28 protein-coding genes are annotated in these 22,913 nt (G+C 36.6%); 26 read left to right on the top strand and 2 right to left on the bottom strand.

Features of this window, described 5'->3' with window-relative positions; translation table 11 throughout:
- Window positions 1-52: 52 nt before the first annotated feature.
- Window positions 53-1,045: an MBL fold metallo-hydrolase gene (locus MP477_RS03530; protein WP_257189166.1), complete on the top strand. Its 993-nt coding sequence runs from the start codon at window positions 53-55 to the stop codon at window positions 1,043-1,045.
- A gap of 299 nt (window positions 1,046-1,344) precedes the next feature.
- Here the strand turns inward: MP477_RS03530 and MP477_RS03525 are convergent, their stop codons facing one another.
- Entirely contained in the window at window positions 1,345-3,564 is a 2,220-nt protein-coding gene (locus MP477_RS03525) for an NADP-dependent isocitrate dehydrogenase (protein WP_257189165.1), read from the bottom strand.
- 167 nt (window positions 3,565-3,731) lie between these two features.
- Between MP477_RS03525 and tpx the strand changes: the two genes are divergently transcribed.
- From tpx to MP477_RS03500, 5 genes are all read left to right on the top strand, one after another.
- Window positions 3,732-4,232, top strand: coding sequence for a thiol peroxidase (gene tpx / locus MP477_RS03520; RefSeq protein ID WP_257189164.1), 501 nt, complete (start codon window positions 3,732-3,734; stop codon window positions 4,230-4,232).
- Between the two features lie 88 nt (window positions 4,233-4,320).
- Window positions 4,321-4,893, top strand: a complete 573-nt coding sequence (locus MP477_RS03515) for a Crp/Fnr family transcriptional regulator (RefSeq protein ID WP_257189163.1) — start codon at window positions 4,321-4,323, stop codon at window positions 4,891-4,893.
- A 66-nt stretch (window positions 4,894-4,959) separates the two neighbouring features.
- Window positions 4,960-5,649 (top strand): alpha/beta hydrolase, encoded by a 690-nt coding sequence (locus MP477_RS03510; protein ID WP_230040306.1) that lies wholly within the window; start codon window positions 4,960-4,962, stop codon window positions 5,647-5,649.
- Window positions 5,650-5,727: 78 nt separating this feature from the next.
- Window positions 5,728-6,075, top strand: a complete 348-nt coding sequence (locus MP477_RS03505; RefSeq protein WP_230040304.1) for a VOC family protein — start codon at window positions 5,728-5,730, stop codon at window positions 6,073-6,075.
- 122 nt (window positions 6,076-6,197) lie between these two features.
- On the top strand, window positions 6,198-6,605 hold the full coding sequence (locus MP477_RS03500) for a glyoxalase superfamily protein (protein ID WP_257189162.1): 408 nt from the start codon (window positions 6,198-6,200) through the stop codon (window positions 6,603-6,605).
- On the opposite strand, the gene MP477_RS03495 is transcribed toward MP477_RS03500, so the two are convergent.
- On the bottom strand, window positions 6,600-7,187 hold the full coding sequence (locus MP477_RS03495) for a peroxiredoxin (protein ID WP_257189161.1): 588 nt from the start codon (window positions 7,185-7,187) through the stop codon (window positions 6,600-6,602). The genes MP477_RS03500 and MP477_RS03495 overlap by 6 nt on opposite strands.
- Window positions 7,188-7,322: 135 nt before the next feature.
- Here MP477_RS03495 and MP477_RS03490 point away from each other — a divergent pair, with 135 nt between their 5' ends.
- The 20 genes from MP477_RS03490 to MP477_RS03395 all read left to right on the top strand — a co-directional run bounded on the left by MP477_RS03490 (window position 7,323) and on the right by MP477_RS03395 (window position 22,821).
- Entirely contained in the window at window positions 7,323-8,528 is a 1,206-nt protein-coding gene (locus MP477_RS03490) for a DUF763 domain-containing protein (protein ID WP_257189160.1), read from the top strand.
- Window positions 8,529-8,924: 396 nt separating this feature from the next.
- A complete protein-coding gene (locus MP477_RS03485) occupies window positions 8,925-9,515 on the top strand; it encodes a Crp/Fnr family transcriptional regulator (RefSeq protein ID WP_230040296.1) in 591 nt (196 codons plus the stop codon).
- 76 nt (window positions 9,516-9,591) lie between these two features.
- Window positions 9,592-10,002: a VOC family protein gene (locus MP477_RS03480; protein WP_230040294.1), complete on the top strand. Its 411-nt coding sequence runs from the start codon at window positions 9,592-9,594 to the stop codon at window positions 10,000-10,002.
- A gap of 157 nt (window positions 10,003-10,159) precedes the next feature.
- Complete coding sequence (locus MP477_RS03475) at window positions 10,160-10,576, top strand: VOC family protein (RefSeq protein WP_257189159.1); 417 nt, start codon at window positions 10,160-10,162, stop codon at window positions 10,574-10,576.
- A gap of 10 nt (window positions 10,577-10,586) precedes the next feature.
- Window positions 10,587-11,048, top strand: coding sequence for a hypothetical protein (locus MP477_RS03470; RefSeq protein WP_257189158.1), 462 nt, complete (start codon window positions 10,587-10,589; stop codon window positions 11,046-11,048).
- Window positions 11,049-11,082: 34 nt separating this feature from the next.
- On the top strand, window positions 11,083-11,607 hold the full coding sequence (locus tag MP477_RS03465; RefSeq protein ID WP_230040289.1) for a DinB family protein: 525 nt from the start codon (window positions 11,083-11,085) through the stop codon (window positions 11,605-11,607).
- Window positions 11,608-11,610: 3 nt separating this feature from the next.
- Window positions 11,611-12,387 (top strand): alpha/beta fold hydrolase, encoded by a 777-nt coding sequence (locus tag MP477_RS03460; RefSeq protein WP_257189157.1) that lies wholly within the window; start codon window positions 11,611-11,613, stop codon window positions 12,385-12,387.
- A gap of 122 nt (window positions 12,388-12,509) precedes the next feature.
- A complete protein-coding gene (locus tag MP477_RS03455; protein ID WP_257189156.1) occupies window positions 12,510-12,941 on the top strand; it encodes a VOC family protein in 432 nt (143 codons plus the stop codon).
- Window positions 12,942-13,019: 78 nt separating this feature from the next.
- The gene (locus MP477_RS03450; RefSeq protein WP_257189155.1) at window positions 13,020-13,433 is read left to right on the top strand and encodes an SRPBCC family protein; all 414 of its coding nucleotides are present in this window, start codon (window positions 13,020-13,022) and stop codon (window positions 13,431-13,433) included.
- A 36-nt stretch (window positions 13,434-13,469) separates the two neighbouring features.
- On the top strand, window positions 13,470-13,709 hold the full coding sequence (locus MP477_RS03445; RefSeq protein WP_257189154.1) for a DNA-directed RNA polymerase subunit alpha C-terminal domain-containing protein: 240 nt from the start codon (window positions 13,470-13,472) through the stop codon (window positions 13,707-13,709).
- A gap of 209 nt (window positions 13,710-13,918) precedes the next feature.
- On the top strand, window positions 13,919-14,785 hold the full coding sequence (locus MP477_RS03440; protein ID WP_257189153.1) for a VOC family protein: 867 nt from the start codon (window positions 13,919-13,921) through the stop codon (window positions 14,783-14,785).
- Between the two features lie 45 nt (window positions 14,786-14,830).
- A complete protein-coding gene (locus MP477_RS03435; RefSeq protein WP_257189152.1) occupies window positions 14,831-15,664 on the top strand; it encodes an SDR family oxidoreductase in 834 nt (277 codons plus the stop codon).
- A 62-nt stretch (window positions 15,665-15,726) separates the two neighbouring features.
- Entirely contained in the window at window positions 15,727-16,155 is a 429-nt protein-coding gene (locus tag MP477_RS03430; RefSeq protein WP_257189151.1) for an SRPBCC domain-containing protein, read from the top strand.
- A gap of 56 nt (window positions 16,156-16,211) precedes the next feature.
- Entirely contained in the window at window positions 16,212-16,670 is a 459-nt protein-coding gene (locus tag MP477_RS03425; protein WP_230040274.1) for an SRPBCC domain-containing protein, read from the top strand.
- Between the two features lie 108 nt (window positions 16,671-16,778).
- Entirely contained in the window at window positions 16,779-17,237 is a 459-nt protein-coding gene (locus MP477_RS03420; RefSeq protein ID WP_230040272.1) for a hypothetical protein, read from the top strand.
- Between the two features lie 175 nt (window positions 17,238-17,412).
- Window positions 17,413-19,422 (top strand): S9 family peptidase, encoded by a 2,010-nt coding sequence (locus tag MP477_RS03415; RefSeq protein WP_257189150.1) that lies wholly within the window; start codon window positions 17,413-17,415, stop codon window positions 19,420-19,422.
- Window positions 19,423-20,571: 1,149 nt separating this feature from the next.
- Window positions 20,572-21,126, top strand: a complete 555-nt coding sequence (locus MP477_RS03410) for an RNA polymerase sigma factor (RefSeq protein ID WP_228408944.1) — start codon at window positions 20,572-20,574, stop codon at window positions 21,124-21,126.
- Window positions 21,127-21,137: 11 nt separating this feature from the next.
- Entirely contained in the window at window positions 21,138-21,470 is a 333-nt protein-coding gene (locus MP477_RS03405; RefSeq protein WP_230040266.1) for a hypothetical protein, read from the top strand.
- An 89-nt stretch (window positions 21,471-21,559) separates the two neighbouring features.
- A complete protein-coding gene (locus tag MP477_RS03400; RefSeq protein ID WP_230040264.1) occupies window positions 21,560-21,817 on the top strand; it encodes a hypothetical protein in 258 nt (85 codons plus the stop codon).
- A gap of 356 nt (window positions 21,818-22,173) precedes the next feature.
- Entirely contained in the window at window positions 22,174-22,821 is a 648-nt protein-coding gene (locus MP477_RS03395) for a J domain-containing protein (protein WP_230040262.1), read from the top strand.
- Window positions 22,822-22,913: the final 92 nt, after the last annotated feature.

The following is a 22,913-nucleotide window of genomic DNA, read 5'->3' as shown; positions in this document are numbered from 1 at the left end:
GAAGCTCAGTTTCTTTAAATAGAATACAATCACAACATCACATATTTATATTATGAATAGAAGAGAACTGTTAAAGAATGGTTTACTGGCAGGAACACTGAGCTTGGTTCCTTTTTCCAGTGTACTGGCAGAGCCGAAAATAACTTCCAACAACAAAGAAGAAGACCTTTCAGGGTTTAAAAAAATGAAACTCGGAGAATTGGAACTTTTTGTTCTCACGGATGGATACATTCACGAAACGGATGTGAATTCATTTGCCCCACGAGGGAATGTTTCAGAAGTGAAAGCCATTCTTAAAAATAATTTCAGGCCAGAAGATTATATTGATATGGCGATGAACACGCTGATTGTTAAGACAGAGAATAAACTAATCCTTTTCGACTCCGGAATGGGAATTTTTGCTGATGAAAGAACAGGATTTCTACTGAAAAGCCTCCAAAAATCAGGTTTCTCTGCGAAGGATATTACTGACGTTTTTATTTCTCATGCCCACCCCGATCATATTGGAGGAGTTATAGATAAACAAAATAACCTTGTTTACCCTAATGCAAATATCTTCATTTCAAAAATTGAATATGATTTCTGGATGCAGGCTTCCCTTAAAGATTTTAATAACAGTGCTCTGAAAGCCAGACCTGAATTACTCAATCAGATTGTTCCGGCGCTTCAGAATATCTTAAAAGCAATTCAACCCAAACTGAAATTTTATGATTTGAACAATAAGATGTATGATTATTTCAGCTTTCAGTTAGCTCCGGGGCATACGCCAGGTTTAACAGTTACAACAATATCTTCAGGCAATGAAAAATTACTATACATTGCAGACCTTATTCATTCCGATGTTATTCTTTTCCCGCATCCTGAATGGGGCTTTTCCGGAGATACCGACCTGGACATTGCTACCGCTACAAGAAAAAAACTTCTTCTACAGTTGGCTGATACCCAAACCAGAGCCTTTGCCTGTCACCTGCCATGGCCAGGGCTGGGATTCACAAAGAAAAAAGCAAACGCTTTTGAATGGTTTCCCCAAAGCTTTATGAATTAAAAAATAGCAGAAGCAGATAATAGATAACAGATGTTGAAGAATAAACATCAATAGGAGCGGACTTTAGTCCGCTTTATTATTATCAATGTGTGATCTGGCTTTAGCCAAACATGTAATAGCTAATAGGTAAAATGTTTACTGTAATTTGTAATGGCGATCATTCCCCTTCTCCGGCGGGGTGGCGAAAATTCAAAGAATTTTTGATGGGGTGGTTTTCGGTATATCTTTTAAAGAATAGGCCAAAAACAAGAAAGCCCCTTTTTCAAAAGGAGCTTTCTAATTTATACTTACATCAGAAATTAGATTCTGTCAATAATTTCATTTAAAACAGTACTTGGTCTCATTGCCGTATACGTTTTGTATTTATCAGTTTTGTAGTAACCGTCAATATTTTGAGGCTTACCTTGAGCACCAATTAATTCTGCATTAATTACTTCTTCATTTTCTTTCATTTCTTTTGCAATTGGAGCAAATTTAGCCGCCAATTCTGCATCAACAGTTTGGTTTGCCAAGGCTTCAGCCCAATACATAGCTAAATAGAAATGAGAACCTCTGTTATCAATTTGTCCTACTTTTCTTGCAGGAGACTTATCTGTAGCTAAGAATTTAGCATTTGCTTCATCCAATGCATCAGCCAGTACCTGGGACTTTGCATTTCCCTGAGTTTGTGCCAAATGCTCTAGAGAAGCTTGTAAAGCAAGGAATTCACCTAGAGAATCCCATCTTAAATATCCTTCTTCTAAGAACTGTTCCACGTGTTTTGGAGCAGAACCTCCGGCACCTGTTTCAAACAAACCACCTCCGTTCATTAATGGAACAATAGAAAGCATTTTTGCAGAAGTTCCAAGTTCAAGGATCGGGAAAAGGTCAGTTAAGTAATCTCTTAATACGTTTCCTGAAACAGAGATCGTATCTTTACCTTCTCTTGCTCTTTTTAATGTTTCAGTCATAGCATCTTTTACATCAAGAATTCTGATGTCAAGACCTGCAGTATCGTGGTCAGCAAGATATTTTTCTACTTTTTTGATGATTTCTCTGTCATGAGCTCTTCCTTTGTCCAGCCAGAAAATAGCAGGTGTATCAGATAATCTTGATCTGTTTACAGCTAGTTTTACCCAGTCCTGGATAGGAGCATCTTTAGTCTGGCACATTCTGAAGATATCGTCTTTTTCTACCTTTTGAGAAAGAAGAACATTACCCGCTTCATCCTGAACCTCTACAGTTCCGTCAGCAGACAATTGGAAAGTTTTATCGTGAGAACCATACTCTTCAGCTTTTTGAGCCATTAATCCAACATTGGGAACAGATCCCATAGTCGTAGGGTCCAGTTTTCCGTGTGCCTTCATATCGTCAATGACAGACTGATAGAAACCTGCATAAGAACGGTCCGGAATAATACAAACTGTATCTTCTTCGTTCCCTTCTTTGTTCCACATTTTACCGCCACCTCTTACAAGAGCAGCCATAGAAGCATCAACAATGATGTCAGAAGGTACGTGGAAGTTGGTAATCCCTTTGTCAGAATTTACCATGGCCACTCTAGGTCCTTCAGCAAGAGCTTTTTCGATATCAGCTTTGATGTCAGCTTCCTGAGCATTTCCTTTGATTTTTTCAAAAAGATCAGCAAGACCATTGTTAGGGTTGACATCTAAAGATTTGAATGTCTCAGCATATTTAGCAAATACATCTTTGAAGAACGTCTCTACAATAGCTCCGAAAATAATCGGATCAGAGATTTTCATCATTGTCGCTTTAAGGTGAGCGGAAAGAAGTACATTTTTATTTTTAGCTTCTTCAATAGCTTCCTGTACAAATACTTTCAAAGCATTTAGATTCATTACAGAAGAATCGATAATCTCTCCGGCCTGAAGACCTGCGAAATCTTTCAACAAAGTTTCAGCCCCATCATTTCCTTTGAATACAATTTTATATTGAGTGGCATTTTCTAAGGTTGTAGAGTTTTCTGTCCCGTAGAAATCACCATTGTTCATATGAGCTACATCAGTTTTGCTGTCAGAAGCCCAGTCACCCATTCTGTGAGGGTTGGCCTTTGCATAGTTTTTAACAGCTTTTGGAGCACGTCTGTCAGAATTTCCTTCTCTTAATACCGGATTTACTGCACTTCCTAAAACTTTTGCATATTTAGCTTTGATTGCTTTTTCATCATCATTTTTAGGTTCTGCAGGATAATTGGGAACTGCGAAACCTTTAGCCTGTAATTCAGCAATAGCCTCATCCAACTGAGGGACAGAAGCCGAAATATTAGGAAGTTTGATAATATTAGCGTCAGGTTGAGTAGCCAGCTGTCCTAATTCTGCTAAAGCATCACCGATTTTCTGATCGTCTTTTAAAAATTCAGGAAAATTAGCTAAAATTCTTCCTGCCAAAGAAATATCCGGAACTGCGATCTCGATGTTTGCTGATTTTGTGAAAGCTTTTACGATAGGTAAAAACGAATGTGTAGCCAGCATTGGAGCTTCATCAGTAAGCGTGTAATAGATTTTTGATTTTTCTGACATTATACTGTTATTTGTTATTTGAAATTATAGTCCTACAAATTTAGTTAAAATTTAATTTTCGAACTTACTCCTGTACTGAGTTTTTTCACTTTAAGATTAATTTAACCTTTATTAAATTGAAAAAAAATCTATTTTGATTAAATTTGAAAAACTTTAAAAATAAAATTATGTCAACCATTACTTTAAAAGGAAACGAAGTACACACAATAGGAACATTGCCGTCAGTAGGAACCACAATCAAAGATTTTGCTTTGGTAGATTCCGGTTTAAATGTAAAAACACTTGAAACCTTTGATGGAAAGAAAAAAGTATTCAATATTTTCCCAAGTATTGATACGCCAACCTGTGCTGCTTCCAGTAGAAAATTCAATGAAGAAGCTTCAAAATTGGATAATACGGTAGTTATTAATATATCAAAAGATCTTCCTTTTGCCTTAGGAAGATTTTGTGCAGCTGAAGGATTAAATAATGTTGAAACACTTTCAGATTTCAGAAGCAGCTTTGGAGATGATTATGAAGTGACTATTACAGATTCTCCTTTAAAGGGATTATTGAGCCGTGCGGTAATTGTTACAGACGAAAACAACAAAGTAGTATATACAGAGCAGGTTTCAGAAATTGCTGATGAGCCTAATTATAATGCAGCACTTACAGCATTGAACCAATAGGATAAACAACAGGAATAAAATACTTGTAATAGCCTTGTGAAATTTTTTTTTGCAAGGCTTTTTTTAGATATAAAAACACAAATAGATTATGCTGAACCATCACAAAAAATATGGAGAACTGTTTCAGGTAGATCGGGAGCATTTCGAAGAATTTTATGCCCTGCTTAAACATAAACAGCTTTTAAAATCCGGTTTTTTTCTGAAACAGGGTGAAAAGTGTAAATACTTAGGCTTTATCAAAAAAGGAACGATAAGAAGCTTTTATATCAATGATCAGGGGCGGGAAATCAATTTCGGATTTTATTTTGAGAATGAATTTTTTACAGACTATGAAAGCATCCTTTGCGACACCGTTTCCAATATGAATATTCAGGCATTGGAAGATTGTGAAATTTTACTTTTAAGAAAGGAAGATCTTAAATCTTTATATGAAAAAGAAGCTTACTGGCAGCAGTTTGGGCGTGTAATGAGTGAAAAAATTTATCTGGATGCCAAAAAAAGAATTGATGATTTGTTATGCTATTCCCCCGAAAACAGATACTTAAACCTTCTGAAAAAAGAACCCCTTCTTTTTCAGAAAATAGCCCAGAAACATATTGCCAGCTATTTAGGAATAACAGAGCAGTCTCTTAGCCGGATAAGAAACCGGATTGTTAATTAACTTAAGTTAACGCCTACTGAGATTTTAGCACGTAGCTTTACAATCATCAAATTTTAAATAATCATTATGGAACAGAAAGATTTAACCATTATTTTGGTACACGGAGCGTGGGGAGACGGCTCACACTGGCAGTATGTTATTCCTTCTTTGGTAAAAGCAGGGTATAAAGTAAGAAGTGTTCAGAATCCTTTAACTTCGTTACAGGATGATATTAATAAGACAAAAGATCTTATTGATGCCCAGGAAGGAAAAGTACTTTTAGTAGGGCATTCTTATGGAGGTGCTGTTATTTCGGGTGCCGGAAACCATGATAAAGTTGCCGGGCTGGTTTATATTGCAGCCTTTGCTCCGGATGCAGGAGACAGTTTAGGAGCTCTTTTAGGAAGACGAGAATCTTCGGGTGGAACAAGTATTTATCCGGACAGTAAAGGCTTCCTGTGGATTAAGTATGATGAGTTTCAATCTGCTTTTTGCCAGGATCTCGATGCCGAAAAAGCTTTGGTAATGGCATTGTCACAAAAACCTATTCATGGGCAATGTTTCGGAGACGTTGCTGGAGAGCCGGCATGGAAAACAAAACCAAGCTGGTATCAGATCTCCTCACAAGATCATATGATCCCGGCAGAAACAGAGAAAGAAATGGCAGAAAGACTTCAGCCAAAGAAAATAATTACTTTAGATGCAGGGCACGCCTCATTAGCTTCACATCCTAAAGAAGTTACCGAATTGATTTTGGAAGCAGCTTCTTCGCTCTAAGGACTAAATACATATAAAAATCTTGTGAAACCCTGTGGAATTTTATGTAATTTCACAGGGCTTTTTAAATGATACAGTATGGTCAAAAGAATCGTAGTCAACATAAAAACAGATGATCTGTCAAAAGCCAGTCATTTTTATCAGGATATTTTAGAACTTGATGTTTTGATGGATCATGGCTGGATCAAAACTCTAGGAAATAAAGAAGAGGCAAAAGTTCAGATCAGTTTTGCTGAACAGGGTGGAAATAACACGGAAGTTCCGGATTTATCCATTGAAGTAGATAATGTGAATGAAATTTATGATAAAATGAAGCAGGCAGACTTTGAAATTACCTATGAAATCACCAATGAAGATTGGGGAGTCCGTAGATTCTTTGTAAAAGATCCGTTTGGAAAACTGATTAACATCCTTTCTCACCAATAAAACATATCATTCAATAGGAGCGGACTTTAGTCCGCTTTCATAAAAATAGAGCATCATTTGGCTTTAGCCAAAACTTAAAAATAATTTCCAAAATCCACATAAATATTTAATTAATTTATATAATGAATGCAAAACAGGTCATTCCTATTCTCAGAATTTTTGATTATCAGAAAACGCTGGAATTTTACATCGGTTGGATGGGCTTTGAAATCGTATGGGAACATCATTTTGAAGAAAATATACCTATTTATATGGAGGTGAAAAAAGACAATATTATTCTTCATCTGAGTGAACATCATGGGGACGGAACTCCGGGAACCAATGTTTTTATCTGGGGAGAAGGAGTGCCCGAATACCACAAAGAACTACTCGGTAAAAATTACAAATACAATCGTCCGGGCCTTGAAAAGACCTTTTACAATGCCATTTCTTTTACCGTTAATGATCCGTTTGGAAACAAAATTATTTTTAATGAAGAGTTTGATGAAGAAAAGCATGGGGATTTGAAGCTTTACTCAAATGACCTATAGCTCTTTTGGAGCACTCTTAATACTGTCTAACTTTCGTATAAGCTCCTCATCTGTAGCTCCTCCACAACTGGAATGGATCACTTTTCCATTTGAGTTAATCAGTATTTTAGCCGGAGTACAGTAGATATTATATTTCAGTTGTTCCGGTTTGCCTGGAGATTGCGTATTATCTATTTGTTCAAACGGAAAATTGGAATCATGAAAGATCTGTTGAAGTTCCTTATCTGTATCCACTAGCCCCTCTACAATCCCTATAGCTCCTACATGGTCTTTGTAACGGGCATAAATTCCATTAAAATCATCCACCATATTATAACTGGCCTGAGGATCTTTTTTAAGAAAGGTTTTACTGTAAATGAAGATCAGGAGGTTTTTCCCTTGATAATCCTTTGAGTTGAACGAATGACCATTAATTGTTTTAGCTGAAAAATACTTGGGTTGAGCTGCCTGAAAGAAATCTAACCTGTTTTTTATCCATTCCTCTCGCATTTTTTGAAGATCTTCTGTATTGGTTGACTCTTCTTTTTTACTTTGGCAGGCCGATAACAAGATTACGGATAGAAAAAGTAGAAGTTTTTTCATAATAATTTGTTGGTATTGGAGATATACAAAAATCACAAAAAAAATAGGAATAAACAATTTTTTATCCCTTATTTAAAGTTGATTCAAATCATGACCCATTTAGAATATTAAAACTAACTTTGTTTTTTAATCAAAATGAAACGTTCAGGAACAGCAGATCTACCACTTCACTATGGCAAAGTACCGCCATGGCTATACGAGCGGATGTCTGTATTGGGGCTTTCCATTATTGAAGTGATCCTGATGGATTATGGTAAAGATGAGGTTCTCCGCCGTTTGGCAGATCCGTTTTGGTTTCAAAGCTTTGGTGCGGTGATGGGGATGGACTGGCATTCTTCGGGAATTACCACTTCTGTTATGGGAGCCTTGAAACGTTCTATTAATCCCAATTCCCAATCCCTGGGACTTTATATCTGTGGAGGTAAAGGGAAATTATCAAGAGAAACTCCCTCGGAGCTGATTCGTATAGCTGATAAAACGGGTCTGAATGGAACAGAGCTGGTAAGAGCCAGTAGACTTTCAGCAAAGGTTGACAATACCGCTATACAGGATGGATACCAGCTATACCTGCATAATTTTGTGCTTTCAGATAACGGAAACTGGAGTGTGATCCAGCAGGGAATGCACGAGTCTGACGGAACGGCAAGACGATACCATTGGCACTCGGAAAATGTAAAATCATTTGTAGAGGAACCCCATACCGGAATTAATGGTATTTCAAGAGGGAAGATCCTTAACCTTACCGATTCCGAAGCTGCAGGAAACAGGAAAGGAATTCTTGATATTTCCCATACCGACTCTATAGATGTGATGAAAGACTTTTCAAGATTAATTCTTCCTGCCCATCATGATGTACGGGCTTCTGATGTAGATTTGAAGCGATTGGGAGCGCTTTTATATATTACCCGTGAACAGCAGCCACAAAATTTTGAAGACTTGCTGATGCTGGAAGGTGTTGGCCCGAGAACTATGCAGTCATTAGCATTGGTCAGTGAGGTGATTCATGGGGCACCGGCAAGATTTGCTGATCCTGCAAGGTTTTCTTTTGCGCACGGAGGTAAAGACGGTCATCCTTTTCCAGTACCTACAAAAACGTACGACGAAAGCATTGGTATTCTTAGAAAAGGAATAGAAAAGTCAAAGCTTGGAAATTCAGATAAATTAAATTCTTTACACAAGCTGCATCAGATTGTAGCATCAGCTGAAAAAGATTTTACTCCTGATTTTGATATTCAGCAGGTTATTGAAGAAGAACGACAAAACTCGTGGCGTTTTGGAGGGAAAACAGTTTTTGGAGACGCTCAAAAACCAAACAAACCGATTCAGCTGTCTTTATTTTAAGACATAAACCTCTCTTCTGAAGTTTAAAAAAGAACTCAATGATAAAACTGTCTGTTTTAGCTAAAGGCCTAAAGGTGGATTTATATATCTGCGAACGGCCTGTTTGTATTAAACTTTAATAATACCTTTATCCAAATACTTTTATACCACGACCCATAAGGGTATAACCATTCCCCTCCTCTGGAGGGGTGTCAAATCAACGATTTGACGGGGTGGTTAATTTGACGGGGTGATTTATAACAATCAAAACATTTGTTTAATTATTAGTTATAACTGATTGTCTTTGATTTCAATGTGATATATTGATTTTTATGAATGATTTTCTTATTTGTTTAATATTTATATCTTTATTTGAATTAAAAATTTTATTTTTAAAATCTTAAAAAAAATGACCTGATGACTAATAAAGCCTTAGAAACATGCTATGATTTTCCTTTTTTTCTTCATGAGGAGCTTGAAGAAATATTTCAGGCTCACGAAAAAAAGACATTTCAAAAAGGAGACTTTATGCTGGAAGAAGGAAAAACAGCCAATGAATATTATATTTTAGACAGTGGACTGGCACGTTCATTTGTTAATGATTTCAACGGGAATGAAGTGACGACACATTTTTTTGTAGAGAATGAAGTTATTATTGAGGTTTTATCATTGTTTCAGAGAATACCGTCTCAGGAAAACATTGTCTGTATTACAGATTGTGAATGCTGGAGGCTTGATTACGATACTTTTCAGGATTTATTCCATAAAATTCCAAACCTCAGGGAATGGGGAAGATCCTGGATGTCTAAAGAGCTTTTTGACTATAAACAGCGGTCTGTAGAAATGTTTACCCTTTCCGCTACCAGAAGGTACCTGAATTTGCTGGAACAAAAATCAAAAGTCATACAGTTTGCTCCGTTAAAGCAGATTGCTTCCTACCTTGGGGTTACAGATACTTCTTTAAGCCGTATTCGTAAAGAATTGGTTTCCCATCCCAAGAAAAATTAAATCTTGCCTTATGGCAAGTTGATTTTCATCATACCTTGGTAATTTTGGTTAAAAGTTTAACACTAAAAATTACAAAATGAAAGTCAATCAAATTTATGTCAACCTTCCGGTTAAAGACATACAGAAAACAAGAGAATTCTGGACTACCCTTGGTTTTGAAATTAACGAACAGTTTTCAGATGATAAGGCAGTATGCATTGTAATGAAGGATGACAATATCTATGTCATGTTCCTGAAAGAAGATTACTTCCAGACTTTTACCAATAAGCCTGTTGCCAAAGAGAATACAAGCCAGGTTCTTGTTGCCATTGGACTCAACAGCCGTGAAGAAGTTGATAAGGTGGTCAATACTGCCTTGCAAAATGGATGCACACAACATGAGGAACCTCAGGATTACGGATGGATGTATCAAAATTCTTTTTGGGACCTTGATGGACATGGCTGGAATATAACCTATGCCGATATTTCTCAAATGCCTGCTGAATAGGATAGAACACCTGCTGAACATCACTGTCATAAAGTGCTTCTTATTCAACTTTACCAGATGTTTTTATTTTCAAATAAATTAAATCTTGCCTTATGCCAAGGTAGTTTTATTAAACCTTGGTCATTTAGGTTACAAGTTCAACACTAAAAATTACAAAATGACAATTAACCAGATTTATGTCAATTTACCTGTAAAAGACGTACAAAAAACCAGAGAATTCTGGACGAAGCTTGGCTTTTCTATAAATGAACAGTTTTCGAATGAACAGGCAATATGTGTAGTCATGCGGGAGGATTATATTTACACCATGTTTCTGAAAGAAGAATTTTTTCAAACATTTACGAACAGGCCTTTTGCCAAAGGAGATACTACACAAGTGCTTCTTGCAATAGGTGTAAACAATCGGGATGAGGTAGATCATATGGTAAAAACAGCTATTGAAAACGGGGGTTCAACATATAGTGAACCGATCGATCACGGATGGATGTATCAAAGTGCTTTTGCAGATATTGATGGGCATCAGTGGGAAGTGATGTATGGAGACCTCTCACAACTACCTGCAGACCAATCATAATACTTATCTTATGGAAACTATATCAAACGGAATAGACTTCGTGAAAAACCAAGTGACCAGTAATTATAAGGTGATCTCTTTAAATATAGAGGGTATCACGCATGACGAATCTATGGTTTTTCCCAATGGTGAGGCTAATTCTATGAATTGGATCCTCGGACACTTAATTTACATAAGGAACGCTTTTCTGAATATCCTGGGTGAAGAATCTGTTTGGGACGGAGAGAAATTCTCCTGCTACAACAGAGGAGAAATTCCATTGGAGCGGAAAGCTGAATTTGTAAATTTTGAAGAACTAAAATCTTATCTGAAGAAATCTCAGGATCTACTGGAAGCAAAACTTAACACCCACGAAAGCTTTAATCCCGAAAACAGGACAGATATTTCAATGCTTTGCTTTCATGAAATTTACCACAGCGGACAGCTCGGTTACCTGCGCAGAATCCTGGGGAAACCGGGAGCGATAAAGTAAGGTTTAAAAATATAATCCATAAAAAAATAAAAAAATGGACACACCAAAATCAAAAAAATTGGAAATTATTATTCCGGCTTACAGGATGCATACCCAAAGCTTTATGAATGTTTTGGACGGCATTTCGGAAGAAGATGCATTGAAAAGAATTGAAAATAAAACCAATCATATCGTATGGATGGCAGGAAACTTCGTGAATATGAGGTATGGTTTGGGTTGGGTATTGGGACTGCAGGATCAGGATCCTAATAATGATCTTTTTTTTCAGGGAAAGGCTTTGGATGAAAGCAGCAAATATCCAACTTTAGCTGAACTACAGAAAAACTTTCACGATATCTCTTCAAAAGTATACCAGAGATTATGGGAGGTAACGGATGAAGAGCTGGATGAAATATTTGAAATGGGGATGAATATTCCTTTTATCAAAGAAAATAAACTCAATTTTGTCGGAATGTGCATTGGGCGTGAAGATTATCTGTGCGGACAGATCGGGCTGATGCGTAAAATTTTAGGCTATCCGGGAATGAAATATGATGTGGACGAAAATATAAAATACTAACTTATGAATCCGGTAGAAAAGGGCTATAAACAAGTCAATGGAATTCAGATGTATTATGAAATGTATGGTGCAGGAAAACCTTTGGTATTGATTCACGGTGGAGGTTCTTCTTTTCTGTTTGATTACAAAGAAGCCATTGCAAGACTGGAAAATAAATTTCAGCTGATTGGAATTGATCTTCAGAATCACGGGAGAAGTGAGCACCGGGATATTCCTGAAACATTTGAGCAGGATGCACGCGATGTTGCTGCTCTTTTATCAGAAATCGATATTAAAAAAGCTTCATTTTGGGGGTTCAGCAACGGTGGAAATACCGTTTTACAAATCGCTCATCTTTTTCCGGATATTGTAGAAAAGCTGGTGGTGGCTTCAGCATTTTATAAAAGATCAGGAATGATTGATGGCTTTTTTGAAGGAATGCAGGAGGCTACTTTTGACACCATGCCGGAACCCTTTAAAATTAACTTTTTAAACTTAAATCCTGATTTCTCAAAGCTTGAAAACCTCTTTGATAAAGACTGTAAAAGGATGCAGACTTTTGAAGATTGGGATGATGAGGTGCTGACTTCTATTGCGTCACCTGCACTGTTTATCAGCGGTGACAAAGATGTCATGAAACCCGAACATACAGTTGCTATGTGGAGGCTGGTAAAAAATTCACAATTAATGATACTTCCCGCAACACATGGTACTTATATGATGGCCGATTTTGACGGAAGTATAGATACTCACTTAATAGATTTCACGGTAAAAGAAATAGAAAATTTTTTAAATAAATAAAATACAGCTAGTACAGGTTTTAAAAGTAACACCAATGCTTTACATCATCGTTGTGTTATTTGTGAACTTCATTTGTGCTATTTGTGTTTAACAATAATCTTAACAATTTAAAATTAAAAATCATGGCAAAATTAAATCCGTACTTAAATTTTGATGGAACAGCAGAAGAAGCGTTCAATTTTTACAAATCTGTCTTTGGAGGAGAATTTCAGGGTGAAATCCACAAGATGGGGAATGCTCCGGGTACTGAAAATCTTTCAGATGAGGAAAAAAACAGAGTAATGCACATAGCACTGCCTATTGGAAATGACCTTTTAATGGCTTCAGATATCGTTCCCGGATTCGGGCAGACGCTGACGGTAGGAAATAATAATTATGTTTCTATTTTTCCGGAATCAAAAGACGAAGCTGAAAGACTTTTTAAAGGACTTTCAGAAGGTGGAAATATAGAAATGCCCCTTGAAGATCAGTTTTGGGGAGACTATTTTGGAAGTTTTCAGGATAAATATGGCGTTCATTGGATGGTGAACTATAACGATGGATACACAAAATAATCTTATATTTAACTTATTATAAATAAAGGGCACTCATTTTTTGAGGAGCCCTTTACCTAATCACTTAAAAATAGAACTATGGATCCAGTTACAATAGACATTACAATTTTAGCACCGGTAGAAAAGGTCTGGAATTATTTCAATGAACCTAAGCATATTACAAAATGGAATTTTGCCCATGAAAGCTGGCAGTGCCCAAGTGCTGAAAATGACCTGAAAGTAGGAGGAAAGTTTAAGACCAGAATGGAAGCCAAGGATAAAAGTTTTGGATTTGATTTTGAAGGTGTATATGATGAGGTTATTCCTAACCAAAAAATACAATACCATATTGCGGACGGAAGAAAAGTAGAGGTGATCTTTGATAAAGTAGATGAAAATACAACAAAGGTTACTGAAATTTTCGATCCTGAAAAGCAAAACTCTGTGGAAATGCAAAGAGAAGGCTGGTATGCTATTCTCAATAATTTCCATAAATATGTTGAGAATCATTAAAAAACATTTTTTACAGCCATGATCAATTTAGTTATCATGTCAAAGAGTTTAAACTCTATATACACTATTAATTATGATCCTAAAGAAGGTTTTCTTCATGGAGTGATTGCCATACCTGCAAGAAGAGCTTTGGAGAAGGAGAAAATAGATTCCCTGGAAAAGCTGTCGGATTATTCTGAAAAAGAAATTATGCAGATGCATGGTTTTGGAAAAAATACCCTAGAAAAACTAAAGAATCATATGAAAGAAAACCAGATGTTTTTCAAGGAAATATAAAGTGTAAAACTACAGGGATTTTTGCTGTGTCGGTGCAAAAAAGCAAGATCATTCTTGTGAATGCATAGACATAAGATTTCCTTTACCATATATTTTCTTTCCAGGCTTAAGATCGGAACTCTGTACACTTTGCCCGACAGTAAAGTAAAAGCAATTAAATAAGAAAAATAATCAAAAAACGATATCAACCTATTTTAAAATTTAAACTTATGAATAATGATATTTTCCCGTGTCTCTGGTATGACGGAGATGCAAAACAGTCCGCAGAATTTTATTGCAAAGTTTTTGATGGTGAGATTACGGCAGATACTCCTGTTGTAATGAATGTTGATCTTTTCGGGCAGCGAATAATGCTTCTGAACGGTGGCCCGCAATTTAAGAAAAACCCTTCCATTTCTTTTATGGTGATTTGTGAAACAGAAGATGAAGTTCAGAAATACTGGGATCAGTTATTGGAAGGAGGAATAGCACTAATGGAGCTGGGATCTTATTCGTGGAGCAAAAAATATGGCTGGGTTCAGGATAAGTTTGGAGTAACCTGGCAGATATTGCTGGGTGAAAAGGGAATTGATCAGAAAATAGTTCCCACACTCATGTTTATCCATCAGAATAATGGCAAAGCTAAAGAAGCGATGGAACTTTACACACAGACGTTTCCCAATTCAAAGATTGGAAATATACTGAAATACGGAGATGGAGGAGAAGGACACGGTATAGCAGAACCTGCTGAAAATGTTCAGCATGCCCAGTTTAGCATTGATGGTTACAACCTGTATTGCATGGATAATTCTTATGACCATCAGTTTGACTTTAACGAAGGGATCTCCATGGTAGTAATGACGGATGATCAGGAGCAGACGGATCATTACTGGAATGCTTTAACTTCAAACGGAGGCCGGGAAAGTATGTGTGGCTGGCTGAAAGATAAATATGGTCTGAGCTGGCAGATTGTTCCTAAAAGATTAATCCAGTTAATGAATGATTCTGATCAGGAAAAAGCTTCTAAAGTAGTTCAGGCGATGATGAAAATGCAAAAAATTACTATACAGGATCTGGAGGAAGCTTATAATTCCTAAAAGTTTTCGGCTTACTGTTTGATGTGATTTAGAAAAGATTTGCTTATGAAAACACAGAACAAGTCAAAGTCTAAATCAAAAGTTCCTGAAGAAGGACTGTTTCCCGAAATTATCCGGAATGATTATCTGGGAAGCCGGAAATTATTTGAAAAAAAGGCAGTGATCTCAGGAGGAGACAGCGGAATAGGGCAGGCTGTAGCCGTGCACTTTGCCAGAGAGGGTGCGGATGTTGCAGTGATCTATAAAGAAAGTGATGACGATGCAAAAGAAACGAAAAGGCTGGTTGAAGAAGAAGGGCGGCAATGTATTTTAATGAAAGGAGATTTAACCCAAAAGGCTTTCAGGACAAAATGTGCAGAGAAGATCAGATCTGAATGGAAAAGTCTGGATATCCTTATTAATAATGCCGGAATTCATACCTCAAAAAGCAGTCTGGAAAAGATTACCGATGAGCAGATTCAGGAAACATTTAACACGAATATTCTTTCTATGATTTCTCTGACGAGAAATTTCCTTCCGCTGATCAGAAAAGGTGGCCGGATCATCTGTACAACCTCTGTTACCGCATACAGGGGAAGTGACCATTTGATAGATTATGCGGCTACAAAAGGAGCTGTGCTCGCTTTTATCCGTTCACTGGCTGATAATCTTGCTGAAAAAGAAATTCTGGTCAATGGGATTGCCCCCGGCCCCATATGGACACCTTTAGTGAAAGAAGCCTTTAGTGACCTTTCCACATTCGGAAAAGATACCCCTCTGAAAAGAGCGGGACAGCCTTCAGAGGTAGCACCTGCTTATGTATTTTTAGCTTCTAAAGATGCAAGCTATATTACGGGGGAGGTGATCCACATTAATGGGGGTGATTTTGTGGGAGGCTAGAAGTTACAGACTGAAAGCTTCGGATATTGATACCGCCACCTAATTACAATAAATAAAATACTATGGAAAAGTTATCATACGAAATCGAGATTAATGCAGAACCGGAAAAAGTATGGAGTGTCCTTTGGGGAGATATTACGTACAGGCAGTGGACAACAGCCTTTACAGAAGGCTCTTTTTATGAAGGAACATTGGAAGAAAATAATATTATAAAATTCTATGATCCCAAGCTCAACGGAATGTACAGCAGGGTAGAGAAAATGATACCTAATGAGGAAATAAAGTTTCTGCATCTGGGAGAAATTTATGAAGGTGTTGAAGTTGCTCAGAACTGGGGTGATGCAACAGAATCTTATTTCCTTGAGGAAGTGGAAGACGGAACCTTACTGATTGTAAAAATTCAGACTCCGGCAGAATTTAAAGACTTTTTTGAAGAAAAATTTCCAAAGGCATTAAACATTGTGAAACATCTTTCAGAAAACCAGCTTTAGAAAGGAATTGACTGTATAAACGGTCCATGATTAAAACCAATCACAAAAATTAAAATATGGAAACCTTATCGTATGAAACAATAATAGATGCTCCCAAGCAAAAAGTTTGGGACATCCTTTGGAACCCTGATACTTATAGCGAATGGACCAAATATTTTGGACCATCATCTACTATGAAATCCGACTGGAAAGTTGGTGGAAAAACATATTTTCTTAATGACAAAGGAGAAGGCATGGTTTCTACCATAGATAGCCTGGAAGAGCCTAATCAGATCGTATTTAAACACCTGGGAATGGTAGATAAAGACGGTAATGAGGATACCCAAAGCAAGGAAGTAATGGAGTGGAACGGGGCCTTTGAAAAATATTTTCTAATCGATTTTGGTGGAAAAACAAAGCTTCATGCAGAAGTACAGGTAGAAAAAGAATGGGAAGACCACATGAATACAGGTTTTACAAAAGGGCTGATGACCGTGAAAAACCTGGCTGAAGGAGTAAATCGTGACTCCGTATAGAATAAATAATGAATAATTAACATGTATAAACTATAGATTTAGGCTGCAGATCATCAAAAAGTTGTAATTTCCCTGATCTCTGCAGCCTATTATCTGCAATCTAAAAGTATGAAGCTACTAACAATCCTTTTCGGCACATTTATTCTCGCGTTATTGGGAACAATGATCTTTCAGGGGAAACCTGATTTTTTATTTTCAGGAAACCTCGGAATGGCTGTTTTCATCATTTTTACAGGGTTATCACATTTTAAATTTCAAAAAGGAATGGCCCTGATGATCCCGGAATTTATTCCCGGACGAATGTTTTGGGTATATTTCACCGGGGTGTTGGAAATTGCAGCAGGAATAGGATTGATGATCCCGGCTATAAGGGAAATTACAGCGGTTTTACTGATTGTTTTTTATGTATTGGTATTTATAGCCAATATCAATTCTTCAAGAAAGAAAATTAATATTTTTAAGGCAGATTATACGGGCCCCGGAATGAGGTATCTGTATGTTCAGAGGATTCCAATGCAGATTATTTTAATTGCCTGGACATGGTATTTTGGAATTTATTTACACTAAATAGCATGACAGTCTTTTTTGACTGTTTTTTTATTTATAAAATTATTCTCTCAATTTTTCTTAAATAATGTAACGTTTTAGGGTTGTTGTATGTCTAATTGTAAAGAAGTGTTTATTCTTTTGTTGATTTAAAAGTGTAAATACAAAACATAGTTTTAACTTTAAAACATAAGTTATGAATCTAAATTCCAAAATTTTAACCACCGCCAATATTGTAATCTCAGCTATTATGATCCACGCACAAAGCACAACAGCCAAATTACCTGGTGATCCTACATTACCGTCTTCAAAAGCTAATCTGGAGAAACTTGTTTCTTATGATAAAGGAACGTTCAAATATAAAGTTGAAGATTACTTTGCAAGACCAAAAGCTTCGGCATTTAAAATCTCTCCTGATGGAAAATACCTTTCCTACAAAGAAAAAGATACGGATAAGAAAAATCACGTATACGTCAAAGAGCTCAGTACCGGAAAAATTACTAAAGCGATTGTAGAAAAAGATGATCTGATTAAAAACTATGGCTGGCTGAATAAAAGCCGTCTTTTTTATACCCAGGATAAAGGAGGAAATGAGAATATCCACCTATATGCCGCCGATGCTGACGGTGGGAATCTTAAAGATTTAACACCGTTTGATGGGATTACCCTGGGAACAATCAGACCTATAAAAGATACTGATTTTGTGGTGGTGACCATGAATAAAAATAATAAGCAAATCTTTGAACCCTATAAAATCAACTTTGTTACCGGACAAATAACCCAATTGTACGAAAATAAGGATGTCAATAGCCCTATTGATGATTATATTTTCGACAAGGACGGAAATTTAAGAGGATATACTGTTCTGGAAAACGGGCTTACCACTAAGACCTACTATAAAGATTTACAAACAGGGAAGTTCAACCTTCTGAAGTCAACAGATTGGTCAGATACATTCAGTATTATCAGGTTTAATGATAATTCTAAAAACAAAGATGAAGCGTATGTGGTTACTAATTTAGACAGTGACAAATCAAAAATCGTTTTATATGATTTAAAGAAAAATGCGGTAATCAAAGAGGTATACTCTCATCCTGTATATGATGTAAACTCAATAAGTGTTGCCGGAAAAAACAGAAATTATGAACTGGACTATATCAGTTATAACGGAGTAAAAGGGGAGACCGTTCCTGTAAGTAAATTTTACAAGGAAATTGATGATAAATTAAAAGCTCAGTTTAAAGATAAAGAATTTGGAATTGTTTCTTCAGATGATAATAATGAAAAACTACTGGTTATTGTAGCAAGTGATAAACTCTACGGAACTTACTATGAATATGATACAAAATCCAAGGAATTAAAACTTCTTTATGACCTTATGCCGCAGCTTAAAGAAGAGGATATGGCAGAAATGAGACCTATTGAATTTAAAAGCAGAGACGGACTGACCATTCATGGATATATTACGTTACCTAAAGCCGCTTTGGAAGGTAAAAAAGTTCCTTTGGTTGTAAATCCTCACGGTGGTCCGCAAGGAATCAGAGATGACTGGGGATTCAACCCTGAGACTCAGTTGTTTGCCAGTAGAGGATATGCCACACTTCAGGTAAATTTCAGAATTTCAGGAGGCTATGGAAAGGGATTCCAAAAAGCAGGGTACAAACAGATTGGAAGAAAAGCAATGGATGATGTAGAAGACGGCGTGAAATATGCCATCAGCCAGGGATGGGTAGACAAAGATAAAGTGGCCATCTATGGAGGAAGCCATGGAGGCTATGCTACTTTGATGGGCTTGATTAAAACTCCTGACCTGTACGCTTGTGGAGTAGATTATGTAGGGGTATCCAATATCTTTACCTTCTTTGCTTCTTTCCCTGAATATTGGAAACCGTATAAAGAAATGGTAAAACAGATCTGGTATGATCTGGATAATCCTGAGGAGGCTAAAATCGCTAAGGAAGTTTCACCGGTGTACCAGATTGATAAAATCAAAAAGCCATTATTTGTGGTTCAGGGCGCTAATGACCCAAGAGTGAATATCAATGAATCTGACCAGATTGTTAAAGCAATGCGTGCTAAAGGATTTGAAGTTCCTTATATGGTAAAATATGATGAAGGACACGGATTTGGAAAAGAACCCAACAGGATAGAACTTTATAAGTCTATGTTAGGATTTTTTGCAGAAAACTTTAATAAAAGTAAATAAGAAGGATAACATTTTATAAGAAACGGAGAGCTAAATGCTCTCCGTTTTGCTTATATAAAGTCTATTTATAAGTACAGGTATAAAGTTGTTGACTAGCTGTCTTTGTCATTCCGCAGGAATCTAAACAGTGTTATTAAAAAAGAGCAGCTTAGAAGTGTAGGTTGGAATAAGCGCAAAGGCGCAAGAAGATTGAATAATTAAATGTTTTAAGACGCAAGGCTTTTATCTGCGATAAAATTGTTCCAGAGGTATTTTCAATGTTTTCCGCTTCCTTTTGCTGTTGCAGTGTAGCATGTGTTTTTCTATAAGGGAGAAGTGTAGGTTGGAATAAACGCAAAGGCGCAAGAAGATTGAATAACTAAGCGTTTTAAGGCGCAAGGATTTTATCTGCGATAAAATTGTTCCAGAGGTATTTGAATATTTTCAGTTTGCTGTTGCAGTGTAGGATGTGTTTTCTATAATGGAGAGTACAGAATTTTTTGACTGGCGCTGTCTTTGTCATTCCGCAGGAATCTAAACAGTGTTATTAAAAAAGAGCAGGTTAGAAGTGTAGGTTGGAATAAACGCAAAGACGCAAGAAGATTGAGTAACTAAGCGTTTTTAAGGCGCAAGGCTTTTATCTGCGATAAAATTGTTCCAGAGGTATTTTCAATGTTTTCCGCTTCCTTTTGCTGTTGCAGTGTGGCGTGTGTTTTCTATAAGGGATAGTACAGAATTTTTTGACTGGCGCTGTCTTTGTCATTCCGCAGGAATCTAAACAGTGTTATTAAAAAAGAGCAGCTTAGAAGTGTAGGTTGGAATAAGCGCAAAGGCGCAAGAAGATTGAATAACTAAATGTTTTAAGACGCAAGGCTTTTATCTGCGATAAAATTGAGTATGCCGGCAAATACCCCAGCCCTGATAGCAGTGGTTACCCCACAGCATGCAATGGCTCTTTTAAGAAAGCGCGAGCGCGAGGAGTATGAACGGATAGCAGGAAAGAGCTCCCCGAAATATGAGTAATGATTGGGCTGTAGGAAATATATTTTCTGAAATAAAATCTGATGGATAAAAGAAAAGTTGGATTTTAATAAAAATATTTTAAATTTATTAAAGTAAAACCAAAAGGATAGCCGTCTTGTCAGTATGGAGGTTGTCGAAAAAGTAACAATGCCACAGAAGGAGAAAGAAAGTATCATCTCACAAACCGTTTCAAACTACGGAGGGAAGCTGATGTCTTATATTCGTCCTAAAGTGAAAAACACGGAAGATGCAGAAGATATTCTGCAGGAAGTGTGGTATCAGTTCAGTAGCCTTACCAATCTTTCTGAGATTGTGAATGTAGGAGGCTGGCTGTACAGGGTGACGGCGAATAAAATAACAGACCGCTACCGGAAAAAGAAAACAGAAAATCTTGAAGATTTCGTCTATGAAGATGAAGACGGAAGCTTTTCCATCAAAGATATTTTATTGATGGATGATAGCGCAGGTCCTGAAGTGAAGATGTTTCAGGATGAAATTTGGAAAAAACTGTTTGAAGCACTTGATGAACTTCCCGAAAAACAAAGACTGGTCTACGTAGAAAATGAACTGAACGACAAAACCCTCCAGGAGATCGCCGATGAACAGGGTGAAAACATCAAAACTATCATCAGCAGGAAAAATTATGCTGTGAAGCATCTGAGAAACAGATTGAGAAGATTATACGAAGATTTAAAAAGTTAGAAAAAGAAATTATGAATCATAAACACAAAAAGGGCTGGATTTTTTTATTGTTATGTCCGCCATTGATCCTCTTAGCCGTTACATGGATTGTAATGATGCTTTGGAACTGCCTGCTTCCCGAAATTTTAGGGGTAAAAGCTATTACATTCTGGCAGGCCATGGGAATACTTATTTTAAGTAAGATTCTTTTCGGAGGTTTCCATTTTGGGAAAGGGATGAGAGATTTCAAGGAAAGAAAAATGAGAGAGAAAATGGAGGGGCTATCTCCTGAAGAAAGAGAAAAATTCAAGGAGGTCTGGAGAAATAAATGTTCCGGAGGATTCTTCAACAGAAACAACGAATAATTTAAAAATTTTAAGAAGTAGTAAAGTAAATTAAAAATTCATTCGTCTATATAAAAAATAAGAAGTAGTAAAATTTAAAATTTAGAAAAATGAAAAATTCAGCATTAAAAGGAGCTCTTGGAGCACTAGCCGTTGTAGGCGTAGCACTCATTGCTAAAAAAGCGGTACAAAGAAAAAGATTTATCAAAGGTATTTTTGATGAATACGGAATCAAAGAAAAATCACCTTTCGGATTAGCAGATAAAATCAGAGAAATGAATGAAGAGGATTATCAGGAACTGAAAGGGAAATTCAAAAAGGAATTCAGTTCAAGATGCTGCAGAAAAGATAATACCTGCGAAGCATAATAGGTGAAATACTAAATTGAAATTGTTTAGTTCCGGCGCGGGAAGCTCTGCTTCCCGCGCCGGAACTTTTCGTTATGTAAACTAACCCACAGATTGAATAGATTTAGCTGATCAGTTACAGTACAGCAATATGATTAGCCTGAAATTTTATCACAGATAATATCCTTGCGCCTTAAAAGTATACAGATTGTTGTAAAAAGACTTAGCGCCTTTGCGTTTCCAGCCTTCAACTGATAAAATAATATTGCGATTGTTTCGTCTTTGATTCACAATGATTTTAGATTCGGTCTTCCAACAAAATTTTACCGTAAACATCAAACACAAAGAAAAATAAATTCTTATTTTTGTACTGCTCAATGAAAGATTACTACTATTTTCTCGGTATATCACAGGAAGCTTCTGAAGAGGATATTAAAAAGGCCTACCGGAAGCTGTCTTTAAAGTATCATCCGGATAAAAATGATAATGACGATTTTTTTGCTGACCGTTTCCGTGAGATTCAGGAAGCCTATGAAACGTTGAGTGACTCTGCAAGAAGACATTCCTATGATCAGAATTTAGAAAGTCATCAAAGAAGCTTCAGGTATAATATTCCTCCTGCAATCAAAACTTTTTCGGCCAATAAAATTCATGCTAAAAAAGGAGAGGAGATTATCATCAGCTGGCAAACGATGAATGCAGATGTAGTGAAAGTATTACCTTTTGGATTGGAAAAGCCGTATGGAGAAAGAATATTTAAGATTACGGAATTTAAAGATGGGAAATTCCAGCTTTTACTTCATGCCACAAATTCTCTTTTGCATAAAACCGTCGTTCAGGGAATTACGATTACAGAAGTTTTTGAAAATGATTCAGAAAAATTCAAAAACACAGTGGAAGAGATGTTTAAGCCACAACCAAGAACCAGGATAAACAAGTCTGGTCAGCCTAAAATTGTAATGTTGATTCTGGGAATAGTGATACTGGCAATTGCTGTATATATCTTAATAAAGAATTTCAGCTAATTTCTTATGCCATTTTCTTCCTTCCCGGACATTTTTTACATCTTTTACCCTTCTTGAATTTTTTACAGCAAGATTTCTTTTCACAGAACATC

Origin of the sequence: Chryseobacterium sp. WG23, from assembly GCF_024586575.1 — a bacterium.
In the GTDB taxonomy this organism is placed as follows: Bacteria; Bacteroidota; Bacteroidia; order Flavobacteriales; family Weeksellaceae; genus Chryseobacterium.
Note: the sequence above shows the minus strand (reverse complement) of the source record. Positions and strands in the feature narration are given on the sequence as shown.

Excerpts from the sequence above, each read along its gene's own strand:
- MP477_RS03490 (WP_257189160.1), top strand. The coding sequence starts at position 7,323 with ATGAAACGTTCAGGAACAGCAGATCTACCACTTCACTATGGCAAAGTA.
- MP477_RS03480 (WP_230040294.1), top strand. The coding sequence starts at position 9,592 with ATGAAAGTCAATCAAATTTATGTCAACCTTCCGGTTAAAGACATACAG.
- MP477_RS03475 (WP_257189159.1), top strand. The coding sequence starts at position 10,160 with ATGACAATTAACCAGATTTATGTCAATTTACCTGTAAAAGACGTACAA.
- MP477_RS03455 (WP_257189156.1), top strand. The coding sequence starts at position 12,510 with ATGGCAAAATTAAATCCGTACTTAAATTTTGATGGAACAGCAGAAGAA.
- MP477_RS03430 (WP_257189151.1), top strand. The coding sequence starts at position 15,727 with ATGGAAAAGTTATCATACGAAATCGAGATTAATGCAGAACCGGAAAAA.
- MP477_RS03410 (WP_228408944.1), top strand. The coding sequence starts at position 20,572 with ATGCCACAGAAGGAGAAAGAAAGTATCATCTCACAAACCGTTTCAAAC.
- MP477_RS03510 (WP_230040306.1), top strand. The coding sequence starts at position 4,960 with ATGGAACAGAAAGATTTAACCATTATTTTGGTACACGGAGCGTGGGGA.
- MP477_RS03485 (WP_230040296.1), top strand. The coding sequence starts at position 8,925 with ATGACTAATAAAGCCTTAGAAACATGCTATGATTTTCCTTTTTTTCTT.
- MP477_RS03450 (WP_257189155.1), top strand. The coding sequence starts at position 13,020 with ATGGATCCAGTTACAATAGACATTACAATTTTAGCACCGGTAGAAAAG.
- MP477_RS03415 (WP_257189150.1), top strand. The coding sequence starts at position 17,413 with ATGAATCTAAATTCCAAAATTTTAACCACCGCCAATATTGTAATCTCA.
- MP477_RS03400 (WP_230040264.1), top strand. The coding sequence starts at position 21,560 with ATGAAAAATTCAGCATTAAAAGGAGCTCTTGGAGCACTAGCCGTTGTA.
- MP477_RS03470 (WP_257189158.1), top strand. The coding sequence starts at position 10,587 with ATGGAAACTATATCAAACGGAATAGACTTCGTGAAAAACCAAGTGACC.
- MP477_RS03500 (WP_257189162.1), top strand. The coding sequence starts at position 6,198 with ATGAATGCAAAACAGGTCATTCCTATTCTCAGAATTTTTGATTATCAG.
- MP477_RS03435 (WP_257189152.1), top strand. The coding sequence starts at position 14,831 with ATGAAAACACAGAACAAGTCAAAGTCTAAATCAAAAGTTCCTGAAGAA.
- MP477_RS03405 (WP_230040266.1), top strand. The coding sequence starts at position 21,138 with ATGAATCATAAACACAAAAAGGGCTGGATTTTTTTATTGTTATGTCCG.
- MP477_RS03460 (WP_257189157.1), top strand. The coding sequence starts at position 11,611 with ATGAATCCGGTAGAAAAGGGCTATAAACAAGTCAATGGAATTCAGATG.
- MP477_RS03465 (WP_230040289.1), top strand. The coding sequence starts at position 11,083 with ATGGACACACCAAAATCAAAAAAATTGGAAATTATTATTCCGGCTTAC.
- MP477_RS03440 (WP_257189153.1), top strand. The coding sequence starts at position 13,919 with ATGAATAATGATATTTTCCCGTGTCTCTGGTATGACGGAGATGCAAAA.
- MP477_RS03530 (WP_257189166.1), top strand. The coding sequence starts at position 53 with ATGAATAGAAGAGAACTGTTAAAGAATGGTTTACTGGCAGGAACACTG.
- MP477_RS03425 (WP_230040274.1), top strand. The coding sequence starts at position 16,212 with ATGGAAACCTTATCGTATGAAACAATAATAGATGCTCCCAAGCAAAAA.
- tpx (WP_257189164.1), top strand. The coding sequence starts at position 3,732 with ATGTCAACCATTACTTTAAAAGGAAACGAAGTACACACAATAGGAACA.
- MP477_RS03515 (WP_257189163.1), top strand. The coding sequence starts at position 4,321 with ATGCTGAACCATCACAAAAAATATGGAGAACTGTTTCAGGTAGATCGG.
- MP477_RS03505 (WP_230040304.1), top strand. The coding sequence starts at position 5,728 with ATGGTCAAAAGAATCGTAGTCAACATAAAAACAGATGATCTGTCAAAA.
- MP477_RS03420 (WP_230040272.1), top strand. The coding sequence starts at position 16,779 with ATGAAGCTACTAACAATCCTTTTCGGCACATTTATTCTCGCGTTATTG.
- MP477_RS03395 (WP_230040262.1), top strand. The coding sequence starts at position 22,174 with ATGAAAGATTACTACTATTTTCTCGGTATATCACAGGAAGCTTCTGAA.
- MP477_RS03495 (WP_257189161.1), bottom strand. The coding sequence starts at position 7,187 with ATGAAAAAACTTCTACTTTTTCTATCCGTAATCTTGTTATCGGCCTGC.
- MP477_RS03445 (WP_257189154.1), top strand. The coding sequence starts at position 13,470 with ATGTCAAAGAGTTTAAACTCTATATACACTATTAATTATGATCCTAAA.
- MP477_RS03525 (WP_257189165.1), bottom strand. The coding sequence starts at position 3,564 with ATGTCAGAAAAATCAAAAATCTATTACACGCTTACTGATGAAGCTCCA.